This is a genomic window from Flavobacterium sp. Leaf82 (genome assembly GCF_001422725.1).
GTDB lineage: Bacteria > Bacteroidota > Bacteroidia > Flavobacteriales > Flavobacteriaceae > Flavobacterium.
Window position 1 is genome coordinate 289,760 of sequence record NZ_LMMA01000033.1, and the last position, 18,992, is coordinate 308,751.

Annotated in this window: 17 protein-coding genes and 1 tRNA gene; 8 read left to right on the forward strand and 10 right to left on the reverse strand. The window is 31.3% G+C overall.

The window, feature by feature from the left end; all coding sequences use genetic code 11:
• Position 1: 1 nt before the first annotated feature.
• The 3 genes from ASF10_RS19560 to ASF10_RS19570 all read right to left on the reverse strand — a co-directional run bounded on the left by ASF10_RS19560 (position 2) and on the right by ASF10_RS19570 (position 2,666).
• Positions 2-460, reverse strand: coding sequence for a MarR family winged helix-turn-helix transcriptional regulator (locus ASF10_RS19560; protein WP_056252979.1), 459 nt, complete (start codon positions 458-460; stop codon positions 2-4).
• A 221-nt stretch (positions 461-681) separates the two neighbouring features.
• Positions 682-1,719 (reverse strand): helix-turn-helix transcriptional regulator, encoded by a 1,038-nt coding sequence (locus ASF10_RS19565; protein ID WP_056252981.1) that lies wholly within the window; start codon positions 1,717-1,719, stop codon positions 682-684.
• 332 nt (positions 1,720-2,051) lie between these two features.
• Positions 2,052-2,666, reverse strand: a complete 615-nt coding sequence (locus ASF10_RS19570; protein ID WP_056252985.1) for a hypothetical protein — start codon at positions 2,664-2,666, stop codon at positions 2,052-2,054.
• Positions 2,667-3,673: 1,007 nt separating this feature from the next.
• Between ASF10_RS19570 and ASF10_RS24275 the strand changes: the two genes are divergently transcribed.
• The 8 genes from ASF10_RS24275 (at position 3,674) to ASF10_RS19605 (ending at position 14,525) form a co-directional block, all read left to right on the forward strand.
• Positions 3,674-3,789 (forward strand) — tRNA-OTHER (locus tag ASF10_RS24275).
• Between the two features lie 240 nt (positions 3,790-4,029).
• Positions 4,030-6,270, forward strand: a complete 2,241-nt coding sequence (locus ASF10_RS19575) for a hypothetical protein (protein ID WP_056252987.1) — start codon at positions 4,030-4,032, stop codon at positions 6,268-6,270.
• Between the two features lie 363 nt (positions 6,271-6,633).
• Entirely contained in the window at positions 6,634-8,055 is a 1,422-nt protein-coding gene (locus ASF10_RS19580) for an RtcB family protein (RefSeq protein WP_056253046.1), read from the forward strand.
• Between the two features lie 148 nt (positions 8,056-8,203).
• Positions 8,204-9,001 (forward strand): TatD family hydrolase, encoded by a 798-nt coding sequence (locus tag ASF10_RS19585; RefSeq protein WP_056252991.1) that lies wholly within the window; start codon positions 8,204-8,206, stop codon positions 8,999-9,001.
• 152 nt (positions 9,002-9,153) lie between these two features.
• A complete protein-coding gene (locus ASF10_RS19590; RefSeq protein WP_056252994.1) occupies positions 9,154-10,305 on the forward strand; it encodes a hypothetical protein in 1,152 nt (383 codons plus the stop codon).
• A 130-nt stretch (positions 10,306-10,435) separates the two neighbouring features.
• A complete protein-coding gene (locus ASF10_RS19595; RefSeq protein ID WP_056252997.1) occupies positions 10,436-11,185 on the forward strand; it encodes a DNA polymerase beta superfamily protein in 750 nt (249 codons plus the stop codon).
• Between the two features lie 10 nt (positions 11,186-11,195).
• Complete coding sequence (locus ASF10_RS19600) at positions 11,196-13,460, forward strand: AAA family ATPase (protein WP_056253000.1); 2,265 nt, start codon at positions 11,196-11,198, stop codon at positions 13,458-13,460.
• Between the two features lie 6 nt (positions 13,461-13,466).
• Entirely contained in the window at positions 13,467-14,525 is a 1,059-nt protein-coding gene (locus tag ASF10_RS19605; protein WP_056253002.1) for a DNA polymerase beta superfamily protein, read from the forward strand.
• A gap of 58 nt (positions 14,526-14,583) precedes the next feature.
• Here the strand turns inward: ASF10_RS19605 and ASF10_RS19610 are convergent, their stop codons facing one another.
• From ASF10_RS19610 to ASF10_RS19640, 7 genes are all read right to left on the reverse strand, one after another.
• Entirely contained in the window at positions 14,584-14,985 is a 402-nt protein-coding gene (locus ASF10_RS19610; RefSeq protein ID WP_056253005.1) for a helix-turn-helix domain-containing protein, read from the reverse strand.
• Positions 14,986-15,074: 89 nt separating this feature from the next.
• Positions 15,075-15,953 (reverse strand): hypothetical protein, encoded by an 879-nt coding sequence (locus ASF10_RS19615; RefSeq protein ID WP_056253007.1) that lies wholly within the window; start codon positions 15,951-15,953, stop codon positions 15,075-15,077.
• A 79-nt stretch (positions 15,954-16,032) separates the two neighbouring features.
• Complete coding sequence (locus ASF10_RS19620; protein ID WP_131726560.1) at positions 16,033-16,512, reverse strand: hypothetical protein; 480 nt, start codon at positions 16,510-16,512, stop codon at positions 16,033-16,035.
• Positions 16,513-16,566: 54 nt separating this feature from the next.
• The gene (locus tag ASF10_RS19625) at positions 16,567-17,091 is read right to left on the reverse strand and encodes a hypothetical protein (RefSeq protein WP_056253012.1); all 525 of its coding nucleotides are present in this window, start codon (positions 17,089-17,091) and stop codon (positions 16,567-16,569) included.
• Positions 17,092-17,107: 16 nt separating this feature from the next.
• Entirely contained in the window at positions 17,108-17,626 is a 519-nt protein-coding gene (locus ASF10_RS19630; RefSeq protein ID WP_056253015.1) for a hypothetical protein, read from the reverse strand.
• A gap of 18 nt (positions 17,627-17,644) precedes the next feature.
• The gene (locus ASF10_RS19635) at positions 17,645-18,022 is read right to left on the reverse strand and encodes a hypothetical protein (protein ID WP_056253018.1); all 378 of its coding nucleotides are present in this window, start codon (positions 18,020-18,022) and stop codon (positions 17,645-17,647) included.
• Positions 18,023-18,161: 139 nt separating this feature from the next.
• Positions 18,162-18,920: a hypothetical protein gene (locus ASF10_RS19640; RefSeq protein ID WP_131726561.1), complete on the reverse strand. Its 759-nt coding sequence runs from the start codon at positions 18,918-18,920 to the stop codon at positions 18,162-18,164.
• Between the last annotated feature and the right edge of the window lie 72 nt (positions 18,921-18,992).

Sequence of the window (18,992 nt, forward strand, 5' to 3'; positions counted from 1 at the left end):
GTTATTCATTTTCTAATTTTTCTGTTTGATTAAATATGTTTTTGTCCTGAATTAATTCATTTATGATTTCAGAAACTTCGATAAAATGTTTCAGTTTTTCGTCTGAAACATGTTTTCTGATTGTTTCATTAAATTTCAGAACCGTATTTTTAGATAAATCTCTTTTTTCTTTTCCAAATTCGGTCAGGTAAATCAAAACACCGCGACCATCCGTTGGGTTTTTTTTGCGAACAATCAAACCTTTGTCTTCCATCGATTTCAAGGTTCTGGTAAGGCTTGTAGCTTCCATTCCCATTCTTGGACCCAAAGCTGTCGATGGAGTCCCGTCTTCCTTATCAATACTCAAAAGTGCAAATCCGGTTGCCATTGTCGCATCGTATTTGGCTGCTTCTTCGTTGTACATTCTTGATACAGCTTGCCAGGTAGCTCGCAAAATATAATCTATTGTTTTCTCTTTCATATGTAACTATATCGATTTCAAATATAATCAAAAAATACTATGCATGCATATTAATTTATGATAAATTTTTGGTTAGTAAAAAAATATCTCTGATTTAGAGTGGTTTATGGTTTAATTTTAATTGAAATATACTATTCTTTTTTGTGATTTTAACAATTTTTATGCTGTAAAAATTATTTTATGGTTTTAAATTAAGATTTAATTCCGCAATTTGTAAAAAATCATGAGTTTAATTCAGGAATGCTTTGATCTTCATATCTCGAAATTGCCTTTTCAAGGATTTTTTTCATACGATTTCGTAGGTTTTTTGGTTCCAAGACCTCAATTCCGTCACCAAAACCTAACAGAATACGTTCCATTTCATAATTAGGAGAAATAAACAAATGCACAATTACACTTTTATCTTCATTTTCCTTAATCAGTCTTTGTGTATGATGCAAAGGTTTTGTGATAACATAAGGCGCATTTACGGCATCAATCCACAATTCGACTTTTCTGGGCTGTAAACCTGAATTTACCGTCACGCCAATTACATTTTTATAAAATAATTCAGCATCAAAATCTTCTTCTAAATAAGGCAGATTAAAATCATAATCGATACCAATAATTCGATCCAAAGCCAAATTGGTAATAGGAGCAGACCCTTTTTTCTTTCCCACCAAAAACCATCTGTTATTAAACTCCTTCAATATAAAAGGATGAAAATGAAATTTATTTTCCTCTATTGATTTAAACGATTTATAGGTTATCACCAAAACAATCTTCTTGATAATCGCCTGATACACTTCATCCAGATAATGTAAACCTTTTAATCCTTCGTTTTTATCCAGATAAATAACCGGTTTTGTATGCGATTTTTCCGCGTAGATTTTATCCTCCAGTCGCTGCAAAATATCCGACACATCATTAAACAACGAGAAATCCTTAAACTGTTTCAACATCGAAACCGTTTCTGTCAAAACATTCATATCCGTTTCCGTCAGCGGAATATCCGTTATCGAAAACTCATCGTCTTCATATTTATAATACTTTTTATCATACACTACAATTGGCGCATTATAACCCAGTTTTTCACTTCGCATTAACTGAATATCCATCTGAATCGTTCGTTTGCTAATCGGGTTTTCCCGACCTTCATATTCAAACAAAGCTTCAGAACAGCATTCGATTAAATCCTCCAGAGTCCATTGCCTGTATTTATTCTGCAGACATTTGTCAATGGTTTTATATCGTATTAAGGCATTTTTGTTTTGTGACATAGTTTATGTTTTTGGGCGTGTCCCTTCGGGTCGGGCTTTCCGTTACAATCTTTTGTTTTTTAAAGAAAAAAACAAAAGGATTTTCACTGCAATCCCTCACGCATATATGTTAATAAGAAAATTTCGTTTTCATAGTATTGAAAAATGATTTTTGATTTCAATTGCCTATTCTAATTTCCCGTTCTAATTTTCTATTCCAATTTTCCATTCCAATTTTCCGTAGAGACGCACAGCAGTGCGTCTAACGTAACGTAACCACAATTTATTCAGATTGCGGTCAAACCTGACAGGTTTTAAAAACCTGTCAGGTTTAAATAACATAAATGTGATACCTATATTAATAATGAAATCTCCTGCTTAATATTAATTCTCGCTTTCTCTTCATATAAACCTCTAAATTCCACCGTCTGAAAAATAAATTCATTCTCCAGAAAATGTTTCAAGGCTTTTGCACGTCCAGGTTTATAAAGCAAATCAGGATAAACGCTGTATTCTTTTCGAATTTGTTCAAAATAAATTTTATAATCTTCCCAATCTCTGGCGAGAATTTTCAAATCAAAATCAATTAACCAATTAATATCTTCTATTATATTATGCTGATGTTGTTGCGTTGCACAAATAGCATCAAAAACCAATTGACGATCAAATGAGATATTCTCGGGTAAAATCGACAAAGCATATTCGGCACTTTTAAGTTCGTTGTCTTTCTTAGAACTTTTATAGATATAATCGTGATAAAAAATAGAATATAATACTTCGTCAGGTTTTTGAAGTTTATCCCGATACGTTTCATAACTCTCAATCATAGCCGAAATATGCGTCAGGTTATGATAATGCCTTGATTTTTTGGAATATGCCGTTTCTAAATTCAGCCAGTTTTTCTGAATATCATTTGCTGGAAAGCCCATATTCAAAAGTAATTCAGAATAAATTTTCTCTAAATTCATATTGTTTTTTTATTTAAATCTTATAAAAGCTCCATCGGAGCAGAATATTTATACGCGATTATATTTCGAATTGTAATTAGCTTTGTTGAAGCATAATATTTATAACCAATTTTGTATTATTCAGCATCAAGCTCCAGCGGAGCGTAATATCTATAGCAATTTATTAAAAAGAGGATCAAAAGCTCCAGCGGAGCGACATTTCGGTCTTATATTTAATCAATAAATATGTCACCCCGCTGGGGCTCTTAAAATGCATTCTTAAAAATGGCTATAAATATGTCGTCCCTCTGGGACTTCATTGTTTTTATCTAAAGCTATAAATATATCATCCCGCTGGGATTTTTATTGGTTTTATGTTTAATCAACAAATATGTCACCCTGCTGGGGCTCTTAAACTGCATTCTTAAAAATGGCTATAAATATTTCGTCCCTCTGGGACTTTATTGTTTTTATCTAAAGCTATAAATATGTCATCCCTCTGGGATTTTTATTGGTTTTATGTTTAATCAATAAATATGTCACCCGCTGGGGCTTTTTAAAATTCATTCTTGAAAATGGCTATAAATGTGTCGTCCCTCTGGGACTTCATTGTTTTTATCTAAAGCTATAAATATGCCGTGCCTCTGGGACTTATGCGTTTTTGGTAAATAAATATTTACTCAAATATAAAATTCTTTTTTTACTGCGCAAAATAATTGCGTAGGAGTTCTGAAATCTTTGTTCAGGAAATAAAACAAGTTCATTAAAATAAAAAAGAGTTCAACAGGTCAAGTTTAAGTTACTTCAAAAACCATTAAGAGATATACTTAAACCATTACCATTTTACTCAAATATAAGTTTCTTTTTTACTACGCAGAATAAATGCGCAGTACAATCGAAATCTTTGTTCAGGAAATAAAAACAAACGTTCATAGAAATAAAATAAAAGAATAAAACAGGTCAAGTTTGAGTTACTTCGAAAACTTTCCAACGTACACACTTACATCATTACCTTTTTATTCTTATATGAGGCAGTAGCTCAGCGGTAGAGCAGGTAGTTTTGAAATTATCCTTCAAGGTCAATCAAAACTTACTTCGTACACTTCTAATGTCCGGGTCGTGGGTTCGAATCCCATCTGCTTCACTATTAATGGTCAATTAAAACTTACTTCAGGAAATTGGTAACTTTCGGTTCGAGTCTGGGCGAGTTTTAAAATCATCATTAGTAAAATGAGGGTCAAGATTAACTTACTTCTCGGGGAAACCCATCAGATAAAATAGTTCATCAATTACACTCTAATTTCAGGTCAAGTGTTTCTTACTTCAAAAATCTTTTAGGTAGAACTCAGAAACGCAATTATCTAAATTTTAAAAATTAAAAAAAATGAAAACAAAAGAATTATTAAAAATCAGTTTACGTCAAAATGCTATTTTCATTCCATCAGAAATGATTGCAAATGATATCAAAAATTTATCAGGAACAACATCGGTTTTAGTGGCCAATGTTTCAAAACCTGGATTTACATTTTCTGAGTCGTTATTACACGCTTTAAATAATGTAAACCCAAATTATAAAGTTGAAGTTTTAGAAGTCTTGAGAGAAGTTTTAGGAACAGATAAAAACTGGACGCCTTTGGTTAAAGAATGGAATATTCCAACAGGAGAATCTGTTTTAGATCATGTTGTTACGTATTTATGGAATGTTCTAAACATAAAAAGCGGAACAACTTTACAATGCGGGCACATAATCCCGGACAATACTTTTCCTTTAGAAAGATACAATGGTTGTCCGTTTTGCGGAACTCCGTTTGAATTCGGTAAAATCGAAAACTTCGGACAAGGAAGCAAATTAAAAGTATTGGATTTATGGTCAGAAACTGAATTAGAAAATTTCTATAAATCATTATTGCAATCAAAGACCGCTTTAGACGCTACGCAGGTAGATAGTTTAAAAATGACATTGAAATACTTGCCTTTACCAAAAGTGGATATTGCAATGAAAGAAACTTTAATGTTGGTAATTGATGTTTTAATTGAAGAAGGAAAAGCCGAAAATGCGTCTTCCTATTTTAAATCGCCAACAGATATTTTAAGATATTTATGGTTTAAGAATACAGGATTGTTGCAAATTATCGAGCCAAAAACAATCATTAAAAGAACGTCTAAAAATGCAACTCATTTTTTCAATGTTTTAGATACAAGCGCTCAGGCGAGAATTGCATCTGCAAACGATTTGAAATTGAAATATTCCCGAAAAGAATGTTTAATGGTGGCAAACTGGTTGAATAATCTTGATATGGATGTTGAAACAATGTGCGAAATCATGCACCCAAAAACAGGAATGTGGGTTCGTTTTATCCGTGCATTACGTTTGGCAGAATACAGCAAAAGAAAAGGATTTGAGAAATTGAATTTTTTAATGGATGTATTTTATAATCAGGTTTATGATGTTTGGCAAAGTAAAGTAAACACATCAAGATTAAAATTTGATGCCGATAAAACATTTACATTATTAAAACAACGTCCGGGATTGTTTGCACGTTCGTTATTCTCGAATATGCTTTGGTTTGGTGCAGACGAAACTGTGGCACATTTTACAGAAATTATCGATAAAGTTCCGGCAAGATTAGTGTTTACTTTAAACATGTATGCTCAAAATTATTTTGATAAAAACATGCAAAGAAGCGTGAAACCTTTGGGCGGAACAAACAAACGAATTGCACCGAATGCATTATTGAATTTATATGATGAAGAACAATTGGAGGCGATGAAAAATCAAATCGAAGAATTGTGTCTTTTGGCGATGAAGAAAAGATTTGCTGCAATTGCAAACCCAAACAAGACAATTTATATAGATCCGCAATTGTTTAATATGCCAGTTTCGATTGGCGATAGAAGCGAGACCGTTCAGGATTTACCGGTTGCTTTAATGGGAACACGTTTCCCGATTGAAGGAAACGAAGTGCGTTTGTTTATGCAATGGGGTAAAGATTTACCAGCGCAACATCTTGATATGGATTTAAGCTGTCATATTGCTTATGAAGATAAAGCCGATATGTGTTCTTACCACCGATTGGAAACTGTTGGTTGTAAACATAGTGGTGATATTAGAAGCATTCCGAGTAAAGTGGGAACAGCTGAATATATCAACATCAACATCGACGATTTGGCGAAAGCCAACGCAAAATATGTAACTTTTACCTGCAATGCGTATAGCAACGGAAGTATCACGCCAAATCTTGTTGTAGGTTGGATGAACAGCAAATACCCGATGAAAATCTCGGAAAAATCTGGAGTTGCATACGATCCGTCGTGTGTAGATCATCAGGTTCGTGTAACGCAGAATGTTGCCAAAGGTTTGGTTTTTGGAGTTCTTGATGTAGCCAAAAGAGAAATCGTTTGGTTAGAGATGACCTTTGGAGGACAAGTAGTTGGAGGTTTGGATTTTAAAGGAGTTCAGGCTTTGTTATCAAAACTAAGCAGCAAATTGAATATTGGTAGTTTGTTACAACTTAAAGCAGAAGCTCAAGGTTTAACCATCACCGAAGATCAAAATGCCGATGAGGTTTACGATGCAAAATGGGCGATAAATGCTGCGGCAGTTACGCAATTATTAATTGATTAAGGAAAGGTTCAAAGGTACGAAGGTTCAGAGGCACAAAGGTTTTGTAGAGACGCACTGCTGTGCATCTCCGCAAAGATTGGTAAATTTAATCTCGCAAAGGCGTACAGTTTGTCATTTCGACCGGAGGTAGAAATCACACACGGGATTCGACAAAGATTGGCGACGTATTGTGGAATTTTTAGTGTGATTTCTCTCCCGAAGCTTCGGGAGAGAAATGACATAAAATGAGAAAAATCATTTTAATCTTCATAATCTGTGGCTAAAAAAAAACTTTGCGACTCTGCGACTTTGCGCGAAATAAAAACTACGCAAAATAACTGCGCAGTACAAAACAACCTTTGTACTATCAAAAAACAAAAACAAATGAAAACACAAATAAACGGTACAGATATAATAGAATTAGGATTCCCGGAAGGAAAAACAATCGGGATTGCCTTAAAAATAAACAGCAAAAGACACGGGTTAAAACGTGATGAAATGATCGCAAATTTCAAAAACGTTCTTGAAACTCCAGAAAATTATATAGACGATGCTATTTTTAGCAAACTGGCAATTGCCTTGATCGAAAAAGCAAATGAAAAACCAGAAGATTTTATTGCTTTAAATCAAAATCCAAATGCATATTCTGCTTATGGTTTAGATGGTATCGAAGAGGGAGCCAGAAAACAAATGGAAGTTGCCATGAAATTACCCGTTACCGTTGCAGGAGCTTTAATGCCAGATGCGCACCAAGGTTACGGATTACCGATTGGTGGAGTTTTGGCCACAAAAAATGCCATAATTCCGTATGGTGTTGGGGTTGATATTGGGTGTAGAATGGCATTGTCAGTCTATGATATTGCAGAAGATTTTTACTTTGAAAACGAAGCCAAATTCAAAAAAGAATTAATTGCGAATTCGATTTTTGGTGCGGGTCACGGATTTCACGGTCAGTACAAATCAGATCACGCGGTTTTAGAAAACGATGCTTTTAATATGACTCCGTTTGTGAAGAATTTGAAAGATAAAGCCTGGTCGCAATTAGGATCTTCAGGAGGTGGAAATCACTTTGTAGAATTCGGAATCATGGAATTTGCAAAAGACGATGCGGTTTTAAATATCCCAAAAGGTAAATACGTTGCTTTGTTAACGCATTCTGGTTCACGCGGAATGGGAGCAACAATTGCCGGACATTATACTAAAATGGCAAAAGATGTTTGTAAACTTCCTGAAGTGGCTCAGAACTTGGCGTATCTGGATATGAACTCACAATTGGGTCAGGAATACTGGATGGCGATGAATCTTGCTGGAGATTACGCTTCGGCTTGTCATGAGATTATCCATAACAAAATGGAACGCGCTCTGGGTGCTACAATTTTAGCCAAAGTCGAAAACCACCATAATTTTGCCTGGAAAGAAATCTGGAACGGCGAAGAAGTGATCGTACATAGAAAAGGAGCAACTCCAGCCGGAAAAGGCGTTATGGGAATCATTCCGGGAAGTATGACCGCGCCGGGATTTTTGGTGAGAGGAAAAGGTGAGGAGAACGCGATTAATTCGGCTTCGCATGGAGCAGGAAGACAAATGAGCCGAACTCAAGCCATAAAAAACATCACTAAAACCGAGATGCAATCGATCTTAACACATCATGGCGTTACGCTTATTGGTGCAGGTCTTGACGAAGCCCCAATGGCGTATAAAAATATCGATCAGGTGATGGAAGCGCAACAGGATTTGGTTGATGTCGTAGCGAAGTTTACGCCTAAATTGGTTAGAATGGCTGATGACGGGAGTCGAGAAGACTAAAGAGAAGCAAGAGGCAAGAAGCAAGATATTGTGGTCTTGTTTCTTGCCTTTTGCTTCTACAAAATCTTAAAAAATAATAAAAAGACTCAAAGAGAAGAAACCTTTGTTCCTCTGTCCCTTTGAGCCTTTGTAACTTAAAACAAAAAATATGAATTACATAGATATCGGAATTAATTTAACCAACAAACAATTCCAAAACGACATAGACGATGTCGTACAAGACGCGATCGACGCCGATGTATCGCAAATGATCCTAACGGGCACAAGCGTGCGAAACAGCGAAGCATCATTAGAAATCGCAAAACAATATCCGGGAGTATTATATGCTACAGCCGGAATTCACCCGCATGATGCGAAGAGTTTTGATGCGCAGAGCATTATGAAACTGCGCAATTTATTAAAGCAGAAACAAGTCGTTTCGGTTGGTGAGTGCGGACTCGATTTTGATCGTGATTTTTCGCCCAGAAATGTGCAGGAAACGTGTTACAAAGCGCAACTAGAACTGGCGATTGAAGTCAGGAAACCTTTGTTTTTGCACGAAAGAGCTGCTTTTACAAGGTTTATGAGTATTACCAAAGATTATTTACCTCAATTGCCAAAAGCCGTTGTGCATTGTTTTACAGGAACTTTGCAGGAAGCCAAAACCTATCTCGATAACGGATTCTATCTTGGTTTTACCGGAGCAATATCCGACAGTAAACGGTTTGAACATTTAAAAGAAGTGATTCAGTACGTACCGCTCGACCGAATGATGATCGAAACCGATGCGCCGTTTATGTTGCCGAAAAACGTACCGAATAGCCTTTTGAAGAAATACCACGAACGCCGTTGCGAACCTGCTTTTCTGCCTTTTGTTGCGGGAACTGTGGCGCAGTTTAAAGGGATTAATTTAGATAAAGTGGCGGAAGAAACTACTCGAAATTCTAAAAGCTTTTTTGGGATTTAGAATTATAATTTAATTAGTTTTTACCACAAATTAGCAAATTTATTTTGTGAGTTTGTGGTTTTTTATTTGTTAATTTGAAATCTATTACAACTAATATCCAAGCCAAAAAACAATTAATTTTAGCTATTTTAACCACCAAAACAGATTGATGAATGACTTATAAATCAGTATACTTTCAAACTAATAAAATAATTCTTCTCGCCTTTATTCTCTTAGCATTTTCATGCAAAAAAGAAGTAAAAACGGTACATAAAAAGACTAGTGAAGACACCGTTTCTACTGTAGAACCAGAAGAGGAAAAAATAATTCCTACAGAAATTGAAGGTAATTTTTTGAAAAGACTTTTAAACGAAGAAATTGGCGAACAAAAATATAAGGAAATGCAAATAAACGAATCTCCTTATTACGTTTCGTTTGCAAATGATGGCGATCCTTATACGGTTTCTTTTTCGATTTATGAAAAAGCTGATTTTAATAATGACGGAATCATTGATTATGTAATTCTCAGATCATCTGAAGGAATGCTGGGTGGAAATGCAAACACCAACAATGACTTTATTTTTTACATCATGAAAGATGAAATTAAGGAAAAAGAATCTCATAGTATTCTGGGATACGCCCCTTTTTCATACAATATAATTGACGAAGCAAATTTTGTTGGTAATAAATTTAAAATTAAGGTTACACAAAATTTCAGAACGTATTCAAGTTCGGTAGAAAATTTAAAATCGACATCATTATCGTTTATATACAAGAATGGAAATCTATACGAAGAATCATATTTGTCAAAATGTAAATTGGCAAAATTGAAATCTAAAACTATTTTTAATGATATTCCTGGAGTAGAAAAACGTACCAGAAGTATCGAAATGCATAATTATACCGAAACGATCGAAGAAATATATAAAAAGAATGATACTCTAATTAATGCAAGTGTAGGTGGCTGTGATAATTTAATATTAGAGTTTAATACGTTTTATAAAGTAGAACCGGAAAAAATAAATGATACTGAATTTAAAAAAGAAACTGCTTTACAATTATTAGAATTTTTAGCTAAGAATACTCAGTTTTCAAAAGAAATTAATGTTGCAATAAGCTATTATCAGAACAATCCTTTAGACAACGAATATATCGAAAAGATAAAAGGATACGGATTTAGAGTTTTAATTGATAAAGATGACGACCGCAAAGGGCAATTGAGGTTTTTAGTTCAAATTGATAAAATAGATAATCCATATCAAAAAGAGAATTGGGAAATAACGACACGCAATAAAACTGCTCCGCCTGATAATGAAGATTATTAAATAGCGATGTTTCCTAACAGGTTTTAGAAACCTGTTAGGTATTGTGTTAGAGATTTTATTTGTTGGCTTTTAAATCAGGTGTTTTTACTGAGTTTAAAGGCTTTTTGTTTATATATATTTGAAACCAATCATGAAAGAAAAAATACTTAAAAAATTAAAAGAAATAGAAAAACAGAAAAATGTAGAAATACTTTTTGCTGTAGAATCAGGAAGTCGCGCTTGGGGATTTGCTTCTCCGGACAGCGATTATGATATCCGTTTTATATACAAACACGAACCAGATTATTATTTATCGCTTTGGGAAAAACCAGACGTAATCGAGTTCATGACCGAAGATGATCTTGATGGCTCCGGTTGGGATTTACGGAAAGCCGTAAAGTTATTAGCAAAATCTAACGCACCTTTGATCGAGTGGTTGTTTTCGCCTGTGGTGTATTATGCAAATGATGATTTTTTAAAACAAATGCGGGAGTTAGCTGTAGAATGTTTTTCGCCAATAGCGGTTTTACATCACTATTTAGGAACGACAAAGAATTTCATGGAAGTTTGCGAAATGGAAGAAGTAAAACTAAAAAGTTATTTCTATGCTTTAAGAACCGCTTTAGCCGGAAAATGGATTATAGAAAATAATACTTTTCCGCCTGTTGCTTTTGCTGATTTATTGCCAATTGCACCACAAAACATACAAGAAAAAATAATAGAATTACAAGAAATAAAAGCCAAACAAAACGAAAAGTATTTGCATCCAAAAGAAGTTTTAATAACTGATTTTTTATTAGAAACGGTAAAGTTTAATCAGGAAAATGCGAGTAAGTTGGGAAGTGGAAAGAAATTGAGTGAGGAGTTGGATTTGTTTTTTAGGGAGAAAATTAAAAAATAAAGCAATAATTATGATTACTAATATTAAACTTAAAGGAATATCAAGTTATAAAAATGAAGTCTTAATTGATAATTTAAAAAAGGTTAATTTCTTTTTTGGAAATAATGGTTCTGGAAAATCAACGATAGCTAAGTTTTTATACAACTTATCTTTAGAAGAAGGAATTAAATCTTCCGACTTTAATAATTGTAGTCAAATAGGATATTTGGAAGATAATTTCGAGATACTAGTTTTCGATGAAAAATTTATTGATAAAAATTTTATTAAGAAAGATGTTCAAGACGGAATTTTTTCCCTTAATCAAGGTAATGATACAATTGATAAATTAATAGAAGATGAAAATATCTTGTTAAAGCAAAATATTGATTATCTTAAAGATATATTAGCACCGAAAAAAGAGAAGATTATTCAAAATGATAAAAATAGTTTTGAAAAATTAAAAAAAGAATGCTTTGACGAAAGAAAAAAGGCATTGCAATTTTTTTTAAAAATAAGAGATTCATTTCCTTATAAGCAAAATCAAAATAATTTTGATAAAATTCAAGATGTGTTATCTAAAACATTAAATAATGATAGTATTGTTTTTGAAGATTTAGTAAGTGCTTATAAAAGATATTTTGATGATGAAATAATTAAGATTAATTCAAATATCTCTCCAAAATTATATTCGAAGATTCGAAGACAGGAAATCAAGTTAAATAAACTTCTGCAAGAAGTAATTATAGGTAATAATGATGTAGATATCGCTCAAATAATTAATGATTTAGGAATTAGAAATTGGGTTTCTACAGGAATATCATTTTTAAAACAGGACGTAGATTTACAAACTTGTCCTTTTTGTCAGAAGGAAACTATTGATGTTGATTTGATTAGAAAGTTCGAAAATTATTTTGATGAAAATTACAAAAATAAAATATTAGAGTTAGAGACATTAAAAACAGATTATGTAACAACTGTTTCACTTTTTTTGCAAGAAATTAAAAATGTTCTTGATGAATACAATGAGAAGAATATTGTATCTAATTTGTACGATACAATTAGAATTTTTTTAGAACTCAATATTGAACAAATAGATCAAAAGATAAAAGAATCAAATATCAGAAAGGAAATACAATCTCTATTTACTTTTAAAGATAATATTTCTGAAATTAATAAATCAATAAATAAACATAATAAGGATTTTGATAATTTAGATTCGAATAAAAAACAATTTGAAGTAGATTTATGGGAATATTTTGCGATAGAAAACAAGCAGAAAATAGAAGAATATTATATTGAAAAATATAATTATTCAACTGATTATTTTTTTGAAATACAAATTGAAGATTATATTAAGTCTTTAATTTTAGAGTCAAAAAATAAAATAGAAGAATGGAAAACAGAAACTATAACCACTCAAGAAGCAGTATCAAATATTAATAAAATTTTAAATAATAGCGGTTTTGATGGTTTTTTAATTGATGAAAAAGAAAAGATTAATAACATTTCACAGTATTATCTAAAAAGAATTGATGAACAGACATCAGAGAATGTATTTAAAACATTGAGTGAAGGAGAGAAAAATTTCATTTCCTTTTTATATTTTTATCAACTTTGTTTAGGAACTGATAATGTTGATAGAAGTTCAAAAAAGAAAATTATTGTAATAGATGATCCTGTATCAAGTTTAGATAGTCAAGTTTTATTTATTGTTACAACTTTAGTGCATCAACTAATTGCAAAAAAAGGTAATAGTCCAGAGCACATGTTATTAAAAAATTCTAATATTCAACAAGTTTTTATAATGTCGCATAATATCTATTTTTTTAAAGAAGTATCCCTCTATTATAGACCTATTTGTCATGATAGAACATTTTTTCATATAAAAAAATCAAAAAATATAACTGATGTAATTTGTACAGGAAATAAGAATGAAATTTTGAATGATTACACACTGCTTTGGGATTCATTAAAAAACTTTAAAGAAAAAAATGATAGTGAATTAAATATTTCGCTTTGTAATACAATGAGAAGAATCTTGGAGAGTTATGTTAATTTTACAAAATTAGGAAAGGATACTTGGGATTCCCTATCTACTATTCCAATCACAGACTCAAGGTATTATATTTGTAGTGCATTAATGTCCGAAATAAATGATGGAAGCCATAAGATTTCTCCTTTAGACGAAATGTTTTATCAAAGAGTGGTGAATGAAGTGCCACAGAATTTATTTAATGCATTTGAAATGATTTTCCGAGAAATAGCAGAACCTCATTATGAGGCTATGATGAATTAAATTAAAATGACCATCCAAACCCTAAAATCCCAAAACCTAATCCTATTCGAAGTAATATCAGGAAGTAAATCTTTTGGGTTAAATACACCAGTATCTGATACAGATATAAAAGGCGTTTATTATCTGCCAAAAGAAAAATTCTTTGGGTTAGATTATATTCCGCAGATAAGTAATGAAACTAATGATGAGGTTTATTATGAAATTGGTCGTTTTGTAGAATTGTTGCTTAAGAACAATCCAAATATTCTGGAGATTTTAGCTTCGCCGGAAGATTGTATTTTGTACAAACATCCGTTAATGGAGCATTTGCAACTAGAAGATTTCCTATCAAAACTTTGCAAAGATTCTTTTGCAGGTTATGCCGTAACGCAAATTAAAAAGGCGAGAGGTTTAAACAAGAAAATTGTAAACCCAATGTCAAAAGAAAAGAAAAGTCTTTTGGATTTTTGTTATGTTTTAAAAGGCTATGAAACGGTTGCTTTGAATACTTTTTTAGAAGAAAATGATCTAAAACAAGAACAATGTGGCTTAGTGAATCTACCTAATTCGAGAGGAATGTTTGCTTTGTTTTATGACGATAATAATAGTTTAGGTTATAAAGGGATTATTCAAAAAGAAAACTCTAATGAAGTTTCGCTTTCATCAATTCCTAAAAACGAAAAGCTAATTGGTTATTTATCCTGCAATCAAGATGGATATTCTAAATATTGCAAAGAATATACGGAATATTGGAGCTGGATTGAGAAACGAAACGAAGATCGGTACAACACGAATCAACAACACGGGAAAAATTATGATAGCAAAAACATGATGCACACAATCAGACTTTTGCAAACTGCAGAACAAATTCTATCAACTGGAAAATTAAATATACAAGTTTCAAATAGAGAGGAATTATTGGATATAAAAGCCGGAAATAAAGAGTATGACGATTTACTCGAAATGGCGGATAATTTAATCGTTTCAATCGAAAATCATTATCTAACATCAAATCTTCAGGAAAAACCAGATGAAGAAAAAGTAATTCAAACTTTAATTAAAATTCGAGAAGAATTATACCAATAAAAAAATGCGCAATTCTCATTGCGCATTTTATATATATAAAATTCTCTTATCAAGAATATTATTTCCCTTTTATAATATTTTCTAAATACTCAACCTTTTCTTTTTCAGACTGAACCAAACGTTCGTAAAGCTCAACAACTTTATCAAGAGGATTAAAAGCGCAATGATTATTAGTTGTATTTCCCTGAGCGCCATTATTAGCACTATTATCATAAAAGTTATTAAAGAAATTAAAAACAGATTCTTCGGTAAAATTTTCAATAGCTTCTACAGTTACGCCAAGCGCTTTTGCAATTTGCACTAATTTATCAAAATCGACAGTTTCGCTGGTTTCAATGCTGGAAATAGTCTGCTGGCTTGTGCCAATAGCATCGGCAAGCGCTCCTTGTTTCATGCCGCGAAGTTCTCTTATTCGGCTGATATTTCGGCCAATATTTCTGGGTCTGGTTTCTGTGCTCATAATTCAAAGGTATTTAAAATTCTTTAAAAAAATACGGATCGGTAAAAAACAAGATCGAATTGATAAAATACAATTTTAGTTGTTTTAGGCTAAGTTCCTAGTGGTACTTTTTCTACTTGTTTTCCGTTTTTGTCCCATTCTGTATACGTGTTTTTTGTTCTGTCCCTAATATAATGAACTTTTGCATTTTCATAATAAGACTTGTAATAAATCTCTTCTCCATTTTTTATTGCACTTTGATATTTTAGATTTCCGTTACCAAAACAAGCATAAAATTCCCCTTCAGGAATTCCATTTACAACATTTTGGAATAGTGAAATTTTTCCATTTTTGAAATAACAAATAATTTTTCCATTATATCTTAAATTGTCTTTAAAGAGAATGTTTTTTTTATAAAGTCCTGAAAAAATCAAATCTTTATTTTCGCTAAAATATTCTACATAATATTCTCCTTTTATTCTTTGTGTATATTTTTCCATAAAGTTGCCATTAAAGTAATGATAACTTTGCGATACGTTTATTATATATTTTAATTTTGGTTCTCCATTTTCCCAATAATCAGTAGATTCATTTGTGTCATTATCATAATTATGTTCGATCTTTCCATTTTCTCTAAAACTTGTGTTTTCTCCAATTTGATTTCCATTACTATCATATTCACTAACATTTTTTAGGTTTCCGTTTTCGTACCAATCAACCATTTTGTCATAAATAATATTCTTATTTTTAATATTGACAATTGATTTCTTTTTTCCTGATTCGTAAAAATCAACCTTAATATAACCAGATTTTCCTCTGTAAAACCGTATAGTTTTTATTTTTTTATTTTCATAATAAAATGTGTCACTTACCTTATAATTTTCTTTGGTAATTCCTATTCTGCTTAATTCATTTTCAATTACTGTTTTTTTCTCACAGCAAGAAAATAGCAAGCAAATTAATACTGGTAATAAAATATTTTTTTTCAATTTTCTCTTTATTTAATTGGTTTCTGGTATAAACTAAAGTTTCTTTAGTAACGACGTATCTTAAACAACCTTAAAAAACTTATTTCTGAGTACGATTCTTAATAACGAACACTTTTTTTGTAACCCTAAATTCGTTGGTAATTATTCGTGTCAGTATATCGCCTTTTTCGTCTTTTTCTCCAATTTGAATCATGACTTTATCTGTTATTAAACCATCAATATAATTAACACCCAACCTGTCAAATCTAATAGCATATAAAGGAATACTTCTGTAATGTTCGGCTGTAAATGTATCACTAGTTATTTTTTTTAGATATTCATCAGTATAATTTACATTTTTTGTTTTTACAAAATAGTAATCAATATATCTATATTTTTTGGGGTTATTTAAAGTAGTATCAATTGTATCTAAATCATTTTCGTAATTTATTTTTCCATCATATAATTCATTTACAAATACAGTGTCAGGAAAAACAAAACTTATTTTATAATTATCACTTCTTTCCACTATCTTTTTCTCTTTTTTACAAGAAAATAGAAATACGAATATAGTTGTCAAGAAACAGGTTAGATTTTTTATTCTTTTTGTGTTCATCCTTACAAAGTCAAAAAATTATTTTTTTGTACGATCCTTAATCACGAATACTTTTTTTGTAACCCTAAATTCATTGGTTATAATTCTTGTACGTGGTTGCATTGTACCATCGTGGAGCATAATAGTATCAATTCTAACCTGGTCAGTAATTATTCCGTCAATAAAATTTACTCCTAATTTGTCAAAGTAAATATTGTATAAAGGGATAGTTCTATTAGTTTCTGAGTAAAAAGTATCTATCATATTTTTTTTTAAATATTTATCATCGTAGTTTAGTGTAGTAGTTTTTAAAAACCCATATTCAATAAATCTTAATCTTTTAATGTCTAGTAATTTGGTTGTTACTGTATCTAAAACATTTTTATAATTTATTTTACCATCATATCCTTTACCAAGAAAAACTGTATCTGGAAAATCCATAGTTATTTCATAATTGTTCTTTGCGGTTCTGTCTGCTATCTTTTTCTCTTGCTTACAAGAAACTAGAATTAAGAATATAATTGTCGATAAACAGGTTAGATTTTGTATTCTTTTATTGTTCATTTCTTGAAAGTCAAAATTACTTTTTGGTACGATCTTTAATTACTAGCACTTTTTTCGTAACTCTAAATTCGTTGGTAATTATTCTCATCATAGGTTCGCCTTTATCATTTTTTGCTCCGTTTTCAATCATAACTTCATCGGTTATCATCCCATCAATATAATTCAGACCTAACTTATTAAATTTAATATTATATAGAGGAATTAATATATTACTAGTTGCAACAAATGTGTCATTTGCTATTTTTTTTAAATGATTGTCCTCGTAGTTAATGTCTTTAGTTTGAGTCAGGGCAAATTCTAGGAATCTAGTATTCTTTTGCAACTTGCGTATTTCAGTGGTTAATGTATCTAAATTATTTCTGTAATTTATTTTACCGTCGTATCTCTCATTTAGAAAAACCGTATCTGGAAAAACTAAGCTTATTTCATAATTGTCCTTTGCACTTTCTACTATCTTTTTCTCTTTTTTACAAGAAATTAAAACTAATATAGTTATCAAGAAACAGGTTAGTTTTTTTATTCTTTTATTTTTCATTTTGTCGGAAGTCAAAAATTACTTCTTGGTACGATCTTTAATTACTATTACTTTATGAGTCGCTCTAAATTCATGAGTGATAATTCTTGTACTAGCTTGCATTTTACCATCTCGAAGCATTATACCATCTATATTTATCTCGTCAGTAATGACACCATCAATATAACGCACCCCAGGATTATTAAAACTGATATTGTATAATGGAATCATTCTATTATTCTCAGCAATAAATGTATCAGTTATTGACTTTTTTAAATTTTCAATATCATTGTTTAAATTTTTAGTTACCGAAAAACTATATTTAATAATTCTAAGTTTTTTAATATCTAGTAATTTAGTTGTTGCTGTGTCAAAAATATTTTTGTAAAATATCTTTCCATTGTAATATTTACCCACATAAACTGTATCAGGGAAATTAAATTCTATATTGAAATCAGTAGTTTTTTTTCTTGAATTTTTTTAGTTTCTTGCTTACAAGAAAACAAAAAAATAAAGCTTAGAAGTATTATAGATTTTTTCATACTTAATCAAATTTCTACTGTTTAGGTAGTAATTTAGCTTTCTCTTCCATTTTCTTAAAGTTCTCTTCATTCATCTTATTAATAATATTTCTTTCCGAAGCAATTACAGTTGTATCATGATGTGCTGGTGCGGCTACTTGAGGATCGTTATTTGGCATTTCCATAATCTCATAATGATACAACGGCATACGAATTGAATCGGGATCAGATAAAGTTGCATTTTTTGTAACTAATGGTTGTCTATCCGGAATTCCATATTTTAATATCATTTCTAATTCTAGAAGCCACGGAAACATTAATGAAGATTTTGGGAATAATTTGCCTAATAAATTGCCTAAATCAAAACAAGTATTAAAATCATGACCCGGAGTATCTATAGATCCGGAACCTCTGTCGTTTTTTATATTTCCGCTTCCTGCAATTGGGTCTGCACCAAACCCAAAAACTCTTATACCATCGCTTTTTATTCCTATACTTACTAAATGTTTTACTACAACTTCGCTCAATTGTGTAGCTTTTGTCCAACTGCCGTCGCGGTTTCCTCGATAAATTGTATTGTCTTTACTCTCAAAATAAAGTTCACCTTCAGTAGCTCTTCTATTTGGACCATCAGCAAAGAAATTATTGCTGGAAGAAAAGTGATCAAAACTATTTTTACTTTTTCTGGCTTCCAGCATTTCGCCTATAGCATCTTTTCTTTTCCAGATGTCATTATTCATGAAATCATCCTTGTCAAATGGATTTCTATTTCTCCCAAATCTATCTCTAAACATAATGAAAATTGTTGGTTTATACTAATTAGAAATTATTTTAAAATAAATAATTTCTTACTTTGCTATTTATTA

Bases quoted from the DNA above. Each gene is read 5' to 3' on its own strand.
- ASF10_RS19575 (WP_056252987.1), top strand. From the start codon at position 4,030: ATGAAAACAAAAGAATTATTAAAAATCAGTTTACGTCAAAATGCTATT.
- ASF10_RS19565 (WP_056252981.1), bottom strand. From the start codon at position 1,719: ATGTCACAAAACAAAAATGCCTTAATACGATATAAAACCATTGACAAA.
- ASF10_RS19570 (WP_056252985.1), bottom strand. From the start codon at position 2,666: ATGAATTTAGAGAAAATTTATTCTGAATTACTTTTGAATATGGGCTTT.
- ASF10_RS19560 (WP_056252979.1), bottom strand. From the start codon at position 460: ATGAAAGAGAAAACAATAGATTATATTTTGCGAGCTACCTGGCAAGCT.
- ASF10_RS19580 (WP_056253046.1), top strand. From the start codon at position 6,634: ATGAAAACACAAATAAACGGTACAGATATAATAGAATTAGGATTCCCG.
- ASF10_RS19610 (WP_056253005.1), bottom strand. From the start codon at position 14,985: ATGAGCACAGAAACCAGACCCAGAAATATTGGCCGAAATATCAGCCGA.
- ASF10_RS19590 (WP_056252994.1), top strand. From the start codon at position 9,154: ATGACTTATAAATCAGTATACTTTCAAACTAATAAAATAATTCTTCTC.
- ASF10_RS19605 (WP_056253002.1), top strand. From the start codon at position 13,467: ATGACCATCCAAACCCTAAAATCCCAAAACCTAATCCTATTCGAAGTA.
- ASF10_RS19625 (WP_056253012.1), bottom strand. From the start codon at position 17,091: ATGAACAATAAAAGAATACAAAATCTAACCTGTTTATCGACAATTATA.
- ASF10_RS19640 (WP_131726561.1), bottom strand. From the start codon at position 18,920: ATGTTTAGAGATAGATTTGGGAGAAATAGAAATCCATTTGACAAGGAT.
- ASF10_RS19585 (WP_056252991.1), top strand. From the start codon at position 8,204: ATGAATTACATAGATATCGGAATTAATTTAACCAACAAACAATTCCAA.
- ASF10_RS19630 (WP_056253015.1), bottom strand. From the start codon at position 17,626: ATGAAAAATAAAAGAATAAAAAAACTAACCTGTTTCTTGATAACTATA.
- ASF10_RS19595 (WP_056252997.1), top strand. From the start codon at position 10,436: ATGAAAGAAAAAATACTTAAAAAATTAAAAGAAATAGAAAAACAGAAA.
- ASF10_RS19600 (WP_056253000.1), top strand. From the start codon at position 11,196: ATGATTACTAATATTAAACTTAAAGGAATATCAAGTTATAAAAATGAA.